This window comes from Haloarcula sp. H-GB4, from assembly GCF_030848575.1.
Taxonomy (GTDB): domain Archaea; phylum Halobacteriota; class Halobacteria; order Halobacteriales; family Haloarculaceae; genus Haloarcula.
The window spans coordinates 27,526-41,885 of the sequence record NZ_JAVDDX010000004.1; the positions used below are offsets into that span (position 1 = coordinate 27,526).

Sequence of the window (14,360 nt, forward strand, 5' to 3'; positions counted from 1 at the left end):
CTGCCGGTTTAGTTACGCAGGAACTGACTCATCGACTTTGATCCGTGTTCAATTCCGCTGTGGATGGAGCATCAGCGCTAGCTGGACGGTTTACTACATCCTCAAATGCTGGGGACTCTGCCTGTTCACGCTGATCAGTGTCCTCGGATTGGAGCAGCGTATTCAACCGGTGTTTGAATTCTTCGTCAGTAATTGCCCCCGCTGCGTACTGCTTGCGGAGTATATCAACCGCTGAATCGGTATCTTCGTCTTCTGCGCCTTGGTCAGTCGTGATTGAGTGTTCGATCATCGCGTAGACCAGACTTAGCGAACTCAGAATGCATCCGGCTCCAAGGAAGAACAAGACAAGCACACCCGCTGACACATAACTGGGATGGAGAAGATGCTTTCCGGCTGCAGTGAGCCAGCTACCTAGAAATATCACGCCGAGCACGAAGCTAGATACAGCCAGAGTTGCTTGGGGGCGCAGCTTTTTAGGGATGAGCTGAGCTATCCGATTACGCATGATTGTCTCCTGTTCGGATATCTTTGGAGGACATTCACATTTAGAGACACGTTGTTGATATAAAACATTTATTACAGCAGCTGAACGGCTGGATTAGTATCTGTGATGATTCTATGGGAGATACGCAGCACGGCCGATGCAAAAGTGTAAATTATTGATAGCCGCCCAGAGAAATCATGTTCCGCTTCCGGGGTTATTAAGTTGTAAAATAGTAATAACGTAGGTGTGTTCGAATTGGTCCACCGATATGCCCCCCAAAGCCCCACTGGTCGAACTGCGATTGCCATCGTCGCCTGTTTGATTGGTGTCCCAGCACTCGTGTTTGGGCTCTTTGCGCTGACTGGAAGCGTCGTGTCAGGGATATTGTTCCTATTGCTCAGCACCGTCACACTCAGTGTCGCCGGACAATTGATATGGGGGGTCATTCGACAAGCGAATGCAGCCCCTGCGGATAGTCTACAAGACGGACAGCAGCGACACGAGTCAAGCGAAACGCCAATTGAAACGCTTCGGCGACGGTATGCAGAAGGTGAACTTGATCAAGAAGAATTTGAGCGGCGTCTTGACCACCTCATAGAGACAGAGGAACCAGAACAGCAGACAACCGAGCGCGAACGTGTCTTAGAGTGATTCTCCGTACTGATCGCAAAGTCCTGATCTGGGCTGCTATTCCAGTATCCTGACCGAGCGGAGTCCGCACCGTGCAAGCAATACCGTAATTCGTCGTTCTGTGCCTCCACCATGGTTGAGGAGTGGCTATCTCCGAACTTAGGCAGCTCTCCTTTTGTCCTGTGTTAACTGTTATACCCCTCTAAGTGTACCAGTTGTTCCAAAGTCACCGGTGAGTGTTGCATGGATTCCAGCCGCGACTACGCCTCCCGACTGTCCACCTAATCATCCGCTTTGGCAGGGTGTCGCCTCAGTCTGGCTCGCCGAAGCGCTTGCGCTCTTCCACGGTACGGCTCACGTCTTAACACCCCGGACAAGATCGCCCACCAGTGACCCACCGACGTGTGGCCCAACGTCCCAGCCAGGCTCGCCACGAGTATATTCGCACCACTCCGAGAGCGACTCAAACGGCGTTTCGGCTAACACAATCTTCTCGGCATCACCGTTAGCCGCCACAAGGACCACAGCGAATTCGTAGCTGTCCCAGTAGTGGGCCGCGCCTTCACTGTTGACGCCGAGAAAGAGCGGACGGCCCTGGGTGAGTAGTTCGCGTGCGGTACGGTCAGTGCAGAGTTAGCAGATACCACCGTAGTGGGGGCCATCGAACATCCCATCGGATCTGACCGGCACGTGAATATCACCATAACACGCATCGTTGGTAAAGGTGTCACGTGCCGTTGTATTTCGGGCTGTGACGATTACCTCGAAGGACTCGATGCCATCGGTGTCAGCGCTACTGATATTATAGGCGGTCCGGCGTGACTCAGGTGACAGAGTGTAGCTCTCGTTGTGGACAGTCTCGTTCGTTGCAAGTCGAATGATACGGAGCTGTACGTCGGCGCTCTGGTTCCAGTCATTAATCAGTCGCACCTCTTTGTTCTCAGCTGCGACCACACCGGTGGCAGTACCGGCAGATTTGGAAGTGGACGCTGGTGTTGAGGTGGCAGTACCGGGAGATTGGGACGTGGTCGTTGGTGTTGAGATATCACCACCGACTTCCGGGGCAGTACAACCGGCCAAGAGTATCATGGCTACCAGTCCCATGACTTGCCAGTTTATTGGAGGGCGCATCGTCTACGATTGGCCAAGCAACACTTGAAAACTTTGGGCACGCCTTTCGGCCACTCTCTCGCTGTAGAAACATTCTGTCGATGAAATAGTCGACCTCACGCAAACGGATGAAAACACCGTGACAGTCGCGGAGGAACTCGGCTTCTCGGCCGGAAAAGCTACCGCACGGCACAGATGACGACGCCGCTCTAGCGGGGGTCAGGCCGACTTTGACCTCGCACTAAACAGCTGATTCAGCAGGAGAGACGGAAGCAACGACGGCAATGTAATAGTGCCTCAGAGTCTTGCACGTCGCTTGTGACAGAAATTGAATAGAACAACGGTTTGTTCGATACAGAGCGTGTATCCGTCAATCCAATCTGATTGACTCAGGTGAAAAATCTGTGCAAGATATGCAAACCTACTGAGTAGCTGATCCGGTCAACATCTCGCTGAACGAAATTGCGGGAAAATTAGCCTGTATGCATTGAGAGCGCCAGTCTCAAGTACTGTGAACCCCAGTTATTCACAGGTTCGGCATCTGGTTCATATTAATCAGCAATTGAGGACGATTACCGTTCAACTTCAAAATATTTCGCATCTACTCGATTGAAAATATTTTCGCATACGCAATATACATACATATTCTGACTATTGCTAGAGGTGCAGCGGAATCTAAATACATCTCCTTATTCTACATCCTATGCAATTCGATCACTACCACCCTATCTGGGAAATACGAGACTCACCAAGATACTCAGTAGATATGATTATCAAACTCTGGTGAAAACCGCTGTCGAAGATAGATTTCAGTTGGCCCGCCATACAGAGCGTATCTCATACTGAAGAATACAATAATACCACACGGTAGAGCGTGTCATAGAATGCGTCTTATACCCTCTACGCAGTAATTTTGCCTACTTTGTTTTATCGCTGATTCAGAGAAATACGAGATTTCAGATTCTATCCAGAGAAAACTGAGCGAAACATTCCAGCTGAGAACTATTGTATGACACGCTCTACGGTTGGCAGAATCTGGTCCTTACTGGATCACGAACAGCACAGCGAACAGAAGAATGGCGATTCCCAAAAGGCCAAGCAGAATACTGATGGCTGTCGAAAGGAGTCGCAGGGAGTCCGTGAGTTCCGTCGTGGGCGAATCATAGTGGATACTTTTATCCAGAGCATCTTCGGGTCGACGCAGAAAGAGTATCCCGGAGTAGATCACCGTCACTCCAATAGCGAGCATTGCCATCGATACTAGGCTAAGTGACATTATTACGGCGTCTTTCGTGTAGTTCAATCAGGGGCCATAATAATTGATCGCGTCGCAAAGTCCTCCAGAGTTCTCGCCCTCGCCCTGACCAGACGAGAAACGATCGTCGATGGCATAGTTGGGTGTAGATATAACGCTTCTATCCGCCGTTTTCTACCATTTCACCAGCCCATTCAGTATTACGGTGATTCTACCGTAGATTGCGGTAGCAGAGATTAAACGGCTTTGCGACGCACAGCGTGTCATATAATGCGTCTCATGCCCTCTACATAGCGATTATACAGGCGTAAATTCGTTCTTAAACCCGTGGTTTCGCTATCTGCCGGTTCTATTCAATTTATATCCTCTGAATTATATTGCTGAGAACTATTGTATGACAGGCTCCACGGTAAGTATTCACATCGAATTATCCTCGTGTCTTGCGTCTTGGTTGGAGTTGGAATACAAGGACTCCGTCGCGAGCGGTTTGCCCTTCCACTCTCCGTGCTTATTGGTGTGTGTTTTCTCTGTGGAACTTTCGTCGTTGACCTGTATTCGATTTCTTCGGATAGCCAGTTCGTCGTCTCCCTTGGGCTCGCGGTATCACTTTTTCCGGCGGCTACTATGTATGGTCTGTTCCGCTATCTCGAACACCGGGGTGATTGATACGTAAGCGCGATCTTACGGTTGATTCAGCCGAACAAATCCGGAAGCACCGACCGTAGATCGCTCAGTACAGGTGACCCACATACCGACACACAGTACGGATCTCCCTACATTGTGTCAGAAATTGCGTGCGAGATACAGAGGGCGGAGTCAGCACAGCGGCCTCATTTGTTCCAGATAGAGTATGTTTTGTGAGCGGCACAGTGGGCGTGCCACCACGAATCAGTTGGACCACACTACGGGGAGTGCCCCGCCCTTGTCGTCACCTGGTAGCGTTCTCCCCGGAACCCGTAGATGCGGGAATCGTCGAGTTTGAACGGTGGGGTGGCGCTGGTGAACTCTTCTATCCGGACCCGGTCGGCGTCGTATTCCCGGCTCAGTGCGATGGCATCGCGCAACTGGTCGTCACGTACTACCTGCTCAATGATGACTTGGTCTGCATCGGGCTCGGAGTCGTCGATTCGTTCGAGAATGTATGCATCGTGTTCGTCGCCGTCGTTGCCGACCTCACCTCGGGTTGACCGTGCGACCAGCGTCTCGCCGTCCCATTCTGTCTCCGCGATCGCATCGGTCGGCGTCAACTGGAGCGGATCGGCGTTCAGATCGAACCCCGCCGCGAGCGCGATAGAGTCCTGGGGAGAGCCAGCCGCGAACCATCCGTCGGCCGCGAACGCGTAGTGGCCGCCGCCGAGGGCGGTGACCGCGAGCGATTCCGTCCCCTCGACGCCTTTGACAGACGCGCCGTCACTGACGCGACCGCGGATTACAGTCAGGGTCCACGTGTGTTCCTCGCCGGATTCCAGAGACATCAGTGGTTCCGGCACGAGCTGCGGCATGACGTGGTACCAGTCGCCATCGACTCGTTTGTACAGTTGCCAGTTGTAGAAGTTCATCTTGAACTGCTGTCCACTCCGATTTCGAAGCGTGAAATCGGTTGGCTGGTCCAGTTGGACTGTCTGGGTTTCTGGAACGAGGACGACTGGCATTGCCTCAGGATCGACTGCCTCGTAGCAGACGACTTGGGCGGTGTAATCGAACGTTGGGCACGCGTCCGAGGTAGTGTTACCGGGGAACTCCGGCACCGATTGGGTCGGTTCGGTGGGGGAGTTGCCACCGGCGGTTGCCGTCGATGCCGCATTCGACTCGTCTGGGGCGGCCGTACAGCCGGCAAGCAGTGTGGCAAAACCTGTAGAGAGGGCAGATAGAATCTGTCTTCGGGAGGGCTTGGGCATGTTAGTTCGTTCCCGATGGGGCTCGTATATGTTTTTGTCCGGTCAGAAGGAATCAGTCGCACACGGACAAGACGAACGGGCTAATCACTCATCAATTTTGACTGGCCGATTCATGATCTTCTCTTCTGGTGATCGTCTCCTGTGATATACGCACTCCTACTGAACAGCTGTTTCACTCTCGAATCCGCTGGTGAGAACTTGCCTCAATGTGATGAGTCGCTTCGCTCAGTACAGCTGATCTACATAGCTCTCGTAATCTGACTGAATTACTGTCACCTCACAAAGCATTTACACATTCATTTCCACGCAACAGTATGAATCGCCGACAATTTCTTTCAACCTCAGCACTTTCCATGCCTCTCTCCGGTTGTATGGAAGTGAGTTTTGGTAACGACACTGAAAATGACCCTCCACCCTCGAACGAAACTGAAACCGAAACGGGGACATCGACCGTCGAACCCGAGGCAGACTCCCCAACACCGTCACAGACGCCGGAGCAGCCGCATGACCTGTATGTCGTAAACTACACCACCACGCCAGAAATCGCAACCGTTCGTGTCCTCGATGAAGGCGGGGACGCCCTCGTCGAGGGCCAGTACGAACTCCCATCTGAACGCGGTATTGAGTTCGAAGACATCGGTGCACGGGAGGTGGAGTACACGGTCGAACTAAGAATAGACGGCACTAAACTGATGCCACTGACTTGGTTTACAGCCAGTTGCGCCTCGGTCGAAGAAGCCCCACGGGGCTCTCGGGACAGTTATGTTCAACTCCGTCGAGACGGTTCTGACAGGCTCCAAGCGACTCTCGCTGTGGACGACTGCGACGCAATCATCGGCCCGGAATATCCCACCGGGCCCGCACAGGGGTTTCGCGTCGAAGAATGAGACCAGCAACGACATGTTCGGTTAGTCCCTGCCGTGGTCAATCCGCACGCTCACTGAACAGCTGTTTCACTCCAAATCGCTAATAATCTCTGTTTCCTGAATACGGGATTTCTTCTCGATAGGGCGTCGAATACTGGAACAGAAATAGTTCAGCATACAGTAGATATATCTGCCAAAGTGTTAGATTAGGTACGGAGGCGTCACGAATGGATATCACCGACATTCCCGACGATGCGTACGCTGGCGACGAGTCACCGCCGGATCTCGATGATTTAGAATCGTCCGATTCGCTGCTCAAGAGTGGTCCGATCCGCGAGCGACTCCTCGATATCGTCACCGGGCTTCGAACCCCTACGAAGGTTTCCGACATCGCCGATTTCGCTGACTGCGACACTGAGACTGCCCGCGACTACTTGGAGTGGTTCGACAGGATGGGATTGGTTCACTGTCACGACGGCCGCCCCGTCCGGTACGAGCGCAACGACGCGTACTTCCAGTGGCGACGTATCGACCGCATCCGCGACGAATACTCCGACCAAGAGATCGTTGAGGTGCTTTCAGACGTCATCGAACAGATCGAGGAGTACAGAGAACAGTTCGACGCAGACGATCCTGATTCCGTCTCTCTCGTCGAAGCCAGCCGCGAAATGGCAACTGAAGACGTGTGGGAAGCACTCTCTAAGTGGAAAACGCTCGAACGCAAAGCTACCCTCCTTGATGCGGCGCGTCGTGATCACTCAACTTCTGGTAGTTCCCCCGGTCATATCGATGCCTGACAATCGGGGCGGGCCGTCCAGTACCGGCCCGATCGATGCTGAAATTCTCGACCGGATTCCCCCGCGTCTCTCCAGAAGCGCCCGCTTTGCCGATGTCCAAGCACGCCCTGAGTATGCACCCAACGCCGTCGTTGCTGACTACGACCTCGGGTACCTCCCAAGCGGGGTCACGCGGGCGTATCTTCGTATCCGATGGTTCGAAACCAATGACTTCAGAATCCACTACACCGAGCAATACCGGACGGGGAACTCTTGGGAGTGCCGCTGGGACCGCCACCCTAATGACCACAACTCCCGCGACCACTTCCACCCGCCCCCGGAAGCGCCGACGCCAGGCAAGGATGAAAACTATCCAGATGAGTGGCAGGACGTGCTCGCCACCGTACTTACTCGTCTTGACGAACGAATCGAGGCATTCTGGAGCGAGTGACAAGCCAGGGTCGAAACGAGGTGTGCGGTTCTATGGAACGCTGTCGGGCCGAATACGACTCGGGTCAAGGAAACGGATTATTGGCGTCCCGGTGTATCGCTGCATCGATACCCCAAGTATTCGAGTTCTACGATACGAACCCTGGCTGGGCCTTGTGGTATTCGGACCGTATCCATTGAGAGCGCCAGTCTCGACTACTGGGAACCCATGGAAGTTGAGACTACAGCGGGTTTAGCGGACCTGTAATGCGCGTATTTGGACGAATCGTCGAGTGGAAACCGCTCCAGACTAGCTCTCAATAACTCGTTTAACTGAGAGTAGTATTATTTGTAATTTCTACGATGTTATTACGGAGTCTTATACCCGGGGTTTCAGACGTCTCAGCGGTTGCGGTAGGTCAATAATAACGTGACAACTGGCGTCGACGACTGTCGGAAATCCACTTAGGCGGGCCAGCGCTGCCGTTGGCCGTCAGGAACCACCTCGTGAATCAGGTAATTTTTTGATGACCCGAGTCCTTCAGTGCCCTCACTAGAGTCGGGCTCAGCCGAACGGTCTCCATCCGTCGCGAGTCGCGACCGACGAGAAACAAATCGAGGTTGACGGCGAAAAGAAGTGACTGTACGCCGCCGTCGACTCACTCAGAAACACGATGTCGCCGAAACAGAGTTTCTCGTCAATGCTGGTGGCTATCTGACTGCCCTCTCACGTCACGACTTGAGCGGTCGGCTTGACTATCGAATCCGGAACTACATCGAAAAGTGGTTCCAGACTGTCACCATACGAATCGACCGCTTTCATTCCTTCTGGGCGGGCAGTCAATCCAGCGCGAAACAGTGGTTACGACGCTTCAGACGCCACTACAACCACGAACGACCGAACCAAGCACTTAATAGCAAAACGCCAGCTGTGGCAATCAAGAACTAAACAGTGCCCTTCCACACAAACTATCAATTGAAATATGTTTTCAGACAATACTTTAAGTTAAGTTACACTATTTACTTGCATGTCAGTCTCACGAAGACTTGACGAGTTACGGCACCCAGAGGTCGAAGCATATATTGAGGATGCAGAGACCCCAACGGCTCTGATCCCTGTTGGGACAACTGAGCAGCATGGTGACCATCTCGCCATGGGAACAGATGCGTTTATTCCGACAGAAATCTGCGAACGGATCGCCGAAGACACTGAGGCACTCGTTGGCCCGCCGATCAACTACGGTGCCTCGGATATGCACGCTGGCTACGAGGGGATCACATACCTCACGTATCGTACCTTAGCAACGGTTGTGAACGATATCGCGTATTCCCTCGCGGAGAGTGGCTTCCAAGACATCGTGTTTATTTCCGGGCACTTAACCAACGATTGGGCAGCAAAAGTCGGCGCCAACCAAGCATCACATGCCCTGCCTGAGGAGCACTATGTGTACGCATTCCCGTACTGGGACGCCCTCAGTAGTGAAGATATGGAAGAGTATCTTTCCTTTGACGCCGGTTGGCACGCTAACATCGGTGAGACAGCAGCAGTTATGGCTATTGATGAGGGACTGGTTGATCTTGAGAACACATCTTTCGACGACCCTGACCTTCCAGACGATATCGAGAACCCCGGTGCATTGCTAGATCATTTGCTTATCGGCAAGGGAGCATTCTACCGGGTCAGTGAGACCGGCGTCTGGGGCGATCCGAGTGAGGCGACAGCGGACCTCGGCGAGGAATACTTCGAGAACATCACCCACGCCGTCGCCGAACTCATCAATACGTTTCAAGACGTTCGGGAAGAGGTCTATCAGCGCCAACGTCCAAACCGCGCTCAGAAAGACTGGTAGCCGTCAAATATCTCCTGAATAACTGAACCAGCCAGTAGCAGCGAAAGTGAGTCGTCAACGCTTGTGGGGTCGTCTGCCACCGGTGTGACGGCGAGTACCAGCAGTTTGCCTACTGGTCGCGGAGCAAGCGCTGTTCGTATCGTTGCGTGAGTAATAGTCCGGACCCGTCTGTGTTGACTTGGCGGGTCATCGTGTCCGATTTATTTCGCCGACACATGCGTTAGCGGGCAAGTCGGACACACGTTCCTCTCGATCCCGATTACGACGTTCCACACCGCTTATGAGAGTTGCGGTAGGCCAGCGTAGACGTACCGATCGTCATGTCGTTCGCTGTACTCGTATGCTGTCTGCGGCTCAATGCCCCACGACAGAAGCCGGTCGTCGATATTGACGACGATTGTCTCGACAAACGAATCGTACACCCGCAGCGTGGGTTCACGCCGCGTATGCTTGATCTTGTACCGACCAACCGTCTGTTCGGCTTTGATGTCCGCAGCCGTACAAGGGATTCTGACCCGAAGGTCAGTCCGTAACCGTTCTCGGACGCGGGCCCTCGCCGATGAGAAGCCCCTCACCGAGTCGGTCAACGGCGTTCAGTGCCTCATCTGGGACATGGTTCATCGGCACTGCATTTTGGACCTGACGCGACTTATCGCTGCTCCCAGTCGACTTCGGCTTCGAACGAGCTGGCGATGTTGAACAGGGCCGTCTCGTCGAGATGGCTCCCAACGAGCATCATCCCCACAGGAAGTCCGTCCGGCTTCGCACACGGAACGGTTAGAGCCGGGTGGTTTGTCAGGTCAAACATCCCCGTATTCGCCAGGTTGCCAAGCGTACGGCCAACCCGGTCAACCCGGTTCAGACTGTCGTCCCGCTCGTACGGGAGCATCGGGGTTGTCGGGAGGACCAGCGCGTCATGTTCCTCCAGATGGACGTTGTACTTTCGCTCGGCATCTAATGCGAGATTCTTCGCCTTTGCGTACAGTTCGATGCTGTACTCATCACGTAAGTGAGCGTCAGCTAGTAATGACGTCTTGACTGTTGGCGGGAACTCGTGGGCACGTGCTTCGCGGAACTTACTGAACGCCTCAAGCAGATCATCCCAGTACCACCCCTTGTAATTCGTGCCAACGCCCTCATCTTTTAGCAAGCTGATACCGCCTTGGGTCGCAGCGACCGTCCAGATCGGGACGGTGAGACGATGTGTCTCAACTGACACTGACTCGGTCTCCGCACCGAGTCCTTCGAGAACCTCGATAGCGTCTCGGACAGCGGTATCGACTTCCTCATCTGAACTCTCCCAACCGAATCCTTCCTCGAGGACGCCAATGGACACGCCATCGAGGTCTCCCTCGAGTGCCCCAGTGTAATCGTCTGCCTCGACACCGCGTGGCTGCCGAGGGTCCATTTTCAGTCCATCCTGAAGATCTTCGCCGGCAATGACCTCCATAATAGCTGCAGCATCTTCGACAGTCTTGGCCTGTGGTCCCGTGTGATCGTATCCACGGTCAATCGGGAAAATACCGGTATACGGAACAAGGCCTGTCGTTGGCTTCAGCCCGACAAGGCCAGACCAAGCGCTCGGAACCCGAATCGAACCACCCTGGTCGCCGCCGAGGGCAGCGTCGCAGTCACCTGCGGCCGGCGCGGCGCCGCTGCCACTGGATGACCCGCCTGTAAGGTGCCCTTCAGCATGTGGTGTCTCAACGGTTCCGAAATCACTCGTGTCGCTGGATCCAGACCACGCAAAGCTCTCCATGTTGAGCTTGCCTGTGAGAGTCGCCCCAGCATCTAACAAACGGGTCGCCACAGTGGCGTCAATCTGCGGCACGTATCCTTCAAGTACGGACGAGCCACATGTCATTTCGTATCCCGCAAGCGCAATGTTGTCTTTAAGCCCGATTTCCATCCCCGAAAGCGGACCGCTTTCGGCCCCTTCAACAGTGAATTTCGTAATCCACGCGTTGTAGGGGTCCTCAGTAGCATCCGGTCGATAGCCGGGTGACCTATCAGTGTACTTGATGTCGTGAACGCCAAATTGAGGATTGTCAGCCTCGGCAACGCGTTCAGCGTCTTCGAGCGTCGCGTTGACTAACTCTTGATAATCTTCAATTTCGTCCTCATTTAGCCGCAGTCCGGCAGCAGCAGCGAGTTCTGCGAGCCGTTCCTGTGAAGGCTGGTGAATCGTTTGCTCGTCGCTACTTGGCATATATCTCTCCCGAATCCATCATCGAAGCAGATATCGTATCTGACACTATGACCACGTTTCCGGGTTCACTATACGACATTAAATATTTTCTCTTGTTGGCATTATTTTCGTCATCTAGATTGTTTTTTGCTATATAAAAATACAATACGAACATATTCTTTCCGCAAGCCTGAATTTCTATTTTTCTACTAAGCCGTAATGGCGTTCCGCTCGAGGTGCTATCGGATAGGATAGCTGGATTGTCCCTGAACCCATCCTCGCCAACGACGGTCGGCATGCTCTCTTGCAGCGCTCGGGCCACGCACTCGACGCCCTTCGGTTCAATCGACCCCAAAATCATATCGTATTCGCCCCCTGTTCGGTCTAGCAGGGGCCAGTTCCGAACCCAAATTCAAGCACTCGACCTGTATCGTCCGGCGCGAATCGATTCAGTAGACCGACTTATGTGTCCCGGCCGAGGACCCGTGAGTAGAAGAAACTGTAGAGTTTCGCGACTCGTCGAAGCTTCGCCGACGGTGGGCGTTATTGATGTCCTCGACGACCGTGGAGAGGTCCTTACGATTTTGTACTGGTATTCGACAAAAAGTACCGACTGCGTGTGAACAAATATCGATGCATCCCTACAGAATCTCGTGGCCTCTCATGCCCGAGGACGTGTGTGTGTGTGTGTGGTCGACACGACTAGAAAACCCTCCACGAGTGCTGTCAGAAGCGTGTGACCGAGACAGAGGGTATATTTTTCACGGAGCCAAAGTATCTAAGTGTCGCATCTCGAACTTATGTCCGATGAGTCGAATCGGGAGAACGCAACTTCTGAAAATGGGTGGGTTCTCCGTGCTGGTGATGCTGGTGCTCGCGGGGCTCCCGTTCCTCAGACGAAACGGGTACATCAGTGGGTCTATGATGCTTGCAACATTTAGCACGCTGAGCATCCTTGCGGGTGGCTGGATGATTCGCTCACCAGAGAAACACGACCGCGTCGTGGCGAACAAGGAGGACTATTCGGCGTCGAAAGTTCGGTGGCGACGAGTTGAGGAGCGCCTTGGTGGGGTCGTCGCAGCCGGCGTCGGGCTCGTATTCATTTATATTGAGCGTACGTAGGGTATTCGTTCTACACTGGTTGGGCCTCAAGCGCTTGTGCTTGACTCGCGCTCTGCATTCAGCAGGACTGCTGAAACCTATCGCCGATTGAGGACTGCCTCACTATCCGATTCCGGTTTCTTTCTTCAATAGCGTCCGTGTGTTACCAGCTGTCACAATTGGCGAGTGTTCGTATTCCCCGGTCAACTCTACCTGCACAAGTAGGTCCACCGCTCGCCAGATTGAGTACAACAGACCGAACGCGAAGTAGAAGAATCGCAACCCGAAATCCTTCGACGTCGTTGCGGCCATGAACCGCTTGATCGATTTGTAGCCGCTTTCAATCTCCCAGCGATACCCATACTCGGTAAGGAATCCACTGCCGCAGTTCGTTATAAACACTGAGTACTGCCGGTGGTCGTCATGCTCGGAGTTTTCTTTTAGCCGATAGATCAGTGTCGTCTCGTGCCACTCGTTCTTCCCGAGATGGAGTTTCCTGTCGGTTTCGTACCGATCCTAGCCACGCTGAAGCAAACGCTTAGCTTGGGCTTTCTCGCTGGTCTGCATCCGTTTCGAGACGACATACGACAGTCCACGCTGGCTGAGCATCTCTAGAATGTGCTGGCTGTCGAACTCACGATCCATCAGGACGTTATCGACGCGAACGGCGTCTTGGGCTGAATCTAGCAGAGCCTCCACTATCTCTTTCCGTGATTCACCTCTTCGCACAGGACGGGCATCCAGCACAATCGGAACCGCATTGCCGACCAGTTGAACAGTGGCCCACTGATAAGCGTACTCGTCGGTCTTTTCTTTCGTGCCGATGATTTCGTCTTCGTGCCCAGTCCTGTCACCTGTGAACGGGTCCGCTTCCGTAATATCGATAGCGACGATCCCAGCCCGGAAGAACTCCTCCGTCTTCGCTACTTCATCCAGTAGTCGGTTCACAGCCTGCCGGTACATCTCTCGAACCTGTTCAATCGACAAGCCGCGGATGTGCTCGCGATGGGCGTGACCTAGCGGTGTCCGGTCACGGGTTGACTCATAGACGAAGCTGCGGGCCCCTTCGTTTGCAGCCAGCCGTTCTCGAAGTCCGAGATGCGTCTGTAAGTCCCAGTAAGCGTTCTCGTGGATTTCACAACTATCACCACGATCTAACGAGAAGGCTGGGAAGACGATATGGCTGACGTGGTTCGTAATCGATACCGTTTCGTCGAGGACGGCTTGATCGTCTGGGTCTGAGTTGTCCGCCCCGTCATCCTGTGATAGAAAGCTCCATTCTGGTTCGAGCGGAACGGCAACACCTGCATTCTGGGCTTTGATTAGAATCGTCCTCGCAGCTGCCTCAATTGTCTCACGAAACTCGGCGGTGAACCGTTCGTGCCAACTGCGCCACAATGTGGACTGGTCTGGGACCGTCTCTATGTCTAGTCGCTCACAAAGTTCTGGACTGTGAGTGAGGTACGTGAGGGCCCTCGGCCTGCTCGCAGAAACGGACGGGGGAGTCGAGTCAGGTCCTGTATACTCGATTCGGTCGACATCGAAGCCGACGACCCGCCGTCATTTCTGTCCGAGCGAGTGCAGTTCTGTCTGGGGCGAGTGACCGACGAGGATTCCGAACCGTCCCCGGACGGAGTCGCCACGACCGAGCCGATTCGAGATGGAACCGATGACGTGGTCGAAGCGATGAAAGCACCTGACGACACCTAGTGTCCCCACTGCGGGCTCGATCTCCCCGAAAGCACCACCGATGTGTCTGCGCTCCGGTTCGCC

The 14,360-nt window shown here is 53.9% G+C and carries 13 protein-coding genes and 3 pseudogenes; 8 read left to right on the forward strand and 8 right to left on the reverse strand.

Features of this window, described 5'->3' with window-relative positions:
- Window positions 1-28: 28 nt before the first annotated feature.
- Entirely contained in the window at window positions 29-505 is a 477-nt protein-coding gene (locus tag RBH20_RS21365) for an SHOCT domain-containing protein (protein WP_373567978.1), read from the reverse strand.
- Window positions 506-856: 351 nt separating this feature from the next.
- On the opposite strand from RBH20_RS21365, the gene RBH20_RS18100 reads away from it, so the two are divergent.
- On the forward strand, window positions 857-1,135 hold the full coding sequence (locus RBH20_RS18100; RefSeq protein ID WP_306711720.1) for an SHOCT domain-containing protein: 279 nt from the start codon (window positions 857-859) through the stop codon (window positions 1,133-1,135).
- Window positions 1,136-1,468: 333 nt separating this feature from the next.
- Here the strand turns inward: RBH20_RS18100 and RBH20_RS18105 are convergent.
- The 3 genes and pseudogenes from RBH20_RS18105 to RBH20_RS18115 form a co-directional block, all read right to left on the reverse strand.
- Window positions 1,469-1,738: pseudogene (locus RBH20_RS18105) on the reverse strand (hypothetical protein); the annotation flags it as partial.
- Between the two features lie 9 nt (window positions 1,739-1,747).
- On the reverse strand, window positions 1,748-2,068 hold the full coding sequence (locus RBH20_RS18110) for a hypothetical protein (RefSeq protein ID WP_306711298.1): 321 nt from the start codon (window positions 2,066-2,068) through the stop codon (window positions 1,748-1,750).
- A gap of 2,313 nt (window positions 2,069-4,381) precedes the next feature.
- Entirely contained in the window at window positions 4,382-5,377 is a 996-nt protein-coding gene (locus RBH20_RS18115) for a hypothetical protein (RefSeq protein WP_306711300.1), read from the reverse strand.
- A 377-nt stretch (window positions 5,378-5,754) separates the two neighbouring features.
- Here RBH20_RS18115 and RBH20_RS18120 point away from each other — a divergent pair, with 377 nt between their 5' ends.
- From RBH20_RS18120 to RBH20_RS18140, 5 genes and pseudogenes are all read left to right on the forward strand, one after another.
- Entirely contained in the window at window positions 5,755-6,264 is a 510-nt protein-coding gene (locus tag RBH20_RS18120) for a hypothetical protein (protein ID WP_306711302.1), read from the forward strand.
- A gap of 206 nt (window positions 6,265-6,470) precedes the next feature.
- Entirely contained in the window at window positions 6,471-7,040 is a 570-nt protein-coding gene (locus RBH20_RS18125) for a hypothetical protein (RefSeq protein ID WP_306711304.1), read from the forward strand.
- The gene (locus tag RBH20_RS18130) at window positions 7,033-7,470 is read left to right on the forward strand and encodes a hypothetical protein (protein ID WP_306711306.1); all 438 of its coding nucleotides are present in this window, start codon (window positions 7,033-7,035) and stop codon (window positions 7,468-7,470) included. The genes RBH20_RS18125 and RBH20_RS18130 overlap by 8 nt, the downstream gene beginning before the upstream one ends.
- 535 nt (window positions 7,471-8,005) lie before the next feature.
- Window positions 8,006-8,397, forward strand: a pseudogene (locus tag RBH20_RS18135) (integrase core domain-containing protein); the annotation flags it as partial.
- Window positions 8,398-8,476: 79 nt separating this feature from the next.
- A complete protein-coding gene (locus tag RBH20_RS18140) occupies window positions 8,477-9,298 on the forward strand; it encodes a creatininase family protein (RefSeq protein WP_306711307.1) in 822 nt (273 codons plus the stop codon).
- 278 nt (window positions 9,299-9,576) lie between these two features.
- Here the strand turns inward: RBH20_RS18140 and RBH20_RS18145 are convergent, their stop codons facing one another.
- The 3 genes from RBH20_RS18145 to RBH20_RS18155 form a co-directional block, all read right to left on the reverse strand.
- Window positions 9,577-9,720: a hypothetical protein gene (locus tag RBH20_RS18145; protein ID WP_306711309.1), complete on the reverse strand. Its 144-nt coding sequence runs from the start codon at window positions 9,718-9,720 to the stop codon at window positions 9,577-9,579.
- Window positions 9,721-9,947: 227 nt separating this feature from the next.
- Window positions 9,948-11,507, reverse strand: a complete 1,560-nt coding sequence (locus RBH20_RS18150) for an amidase (protein ID WP_306711311.1) — start codon at window positions 11,505-11,507, stop codon at window positions 9,948-9,950.
- A complete protein-coding gene (locus RBH20_RS18155; RefSeq protein WP_306711313.1) occupies window positions 11,497-11,784 on the reverse strand; it encodes a hypothetical protein in 288 nt (95 codons plus the stop codon). The genes RBH20_RS18150 and RBH20_RS18155 overlap by 11 nt, the downstream gene beginning before the upstream one ends.
- A gap of 509 nt (window positions 11,785-12,293) precedes the next feature.
- Here RBH20_RS18155 and RBH20_RS18160 point away from each other — a divergent pair.
- Window positions 12,294-12,608 carry a hypothetical protein gene (locus RBH20_RS18160; RefSeq protein WP_306711315.1) on the forward strand — a complete coding sequence of 105 codons (315 nt, stop codon included), beginning with the start codon at window positions 12,294-12,296 and terminating at the stop codon, window positions 12,606-12,608.
- 102 nt (window positions 12,609-12,710) lie between these two features.
- Here RBH20_RS18160 and RBH20_RS18165 read toward each other — a convergent pair.
- Window positions 12,711-14,057 (reverse strand): annotated as a pseudogene (locus RBH20_RS18165) (transposase); the annotation flags it as partial.
- Between RBH20_RS18165 and RBH20_RS18170 the strand changes: the two are divergent.
- Window positions 14,040-14,297 carry a hypothetical protein gene (locus tag RBH20_RS18170; RefSeq protein WP_306711317.1) on the forward strand — a complete coding sequence of 86 codons (258 nt, stop codon included), beginning with the start codon at window positions 14,040-14,042 and terminating at the stop codon, window positions 14,295-14,297. The pseudogene RBH20_RS18165 and the gene RBH20_RS18170 sit on opposite strands and share 18 nt — an antisense overlap.
- Window positions 14,298-14,360 lie beyond the last annotated feature (63 nt).

Coding starts and splice junctions, on each gene's coding strand:
- RBH20_RS21365 (WP_373567978.1), bottom strand. CDS start 505: ATGCGTAATCGGATAGCTCAGCTCATCCCTAAAAAGCTGCGCCCCCAA.
- RBH20_RS18115 (WP_306711300.1), bottom strand. CDS start 5,377: ATGCCCAAGCCCTCCCGAAGACAGATTCTATCTGCCCTCTCTACAGGT.
- RBH20_RS18125 (WP_306711304.1), top strand. CDS start 6,471: ATGGATATCACCGACATTCCCGACGATGCGTACGCTGGCGACGAGTCA.
- RBH20_RS18130 (WP_306711306.1), top strand. CDS start 7,033: ATGCCTGACAATCGGGGCGGGCCGTCCAGTACCGGCCCGATCGATGCT.
- RBH20_RS18140 (WP_306711307.1), top strand. CDS start 8,477: ATGTCAGTCTCACGAAGACTTGACGAGTTACGGCACCCAGAGGTCGAA.
- RBH20_RS18150 (WP_306711311.1), bottom strand. CDS start 11,507: ATGCCAAGTAGCGACGAGCAAACGATTCACCAGCCTTCACAGGAACGG.
- RBH20_RS18155 (WP_306711313.1), bottom strand. CDS start 11,784: ATGCCGACCGTCGTTGGCGAGGATGGGTTCAGGGACAATCCAGCTATC.
- RBH20_RS18160 (WP_306711315.1), top strand. CDS start 12,294: ATGAGTCGAATCGGGAGAACGCAACTTCTGAAAATGGGTGGGTTCTCC.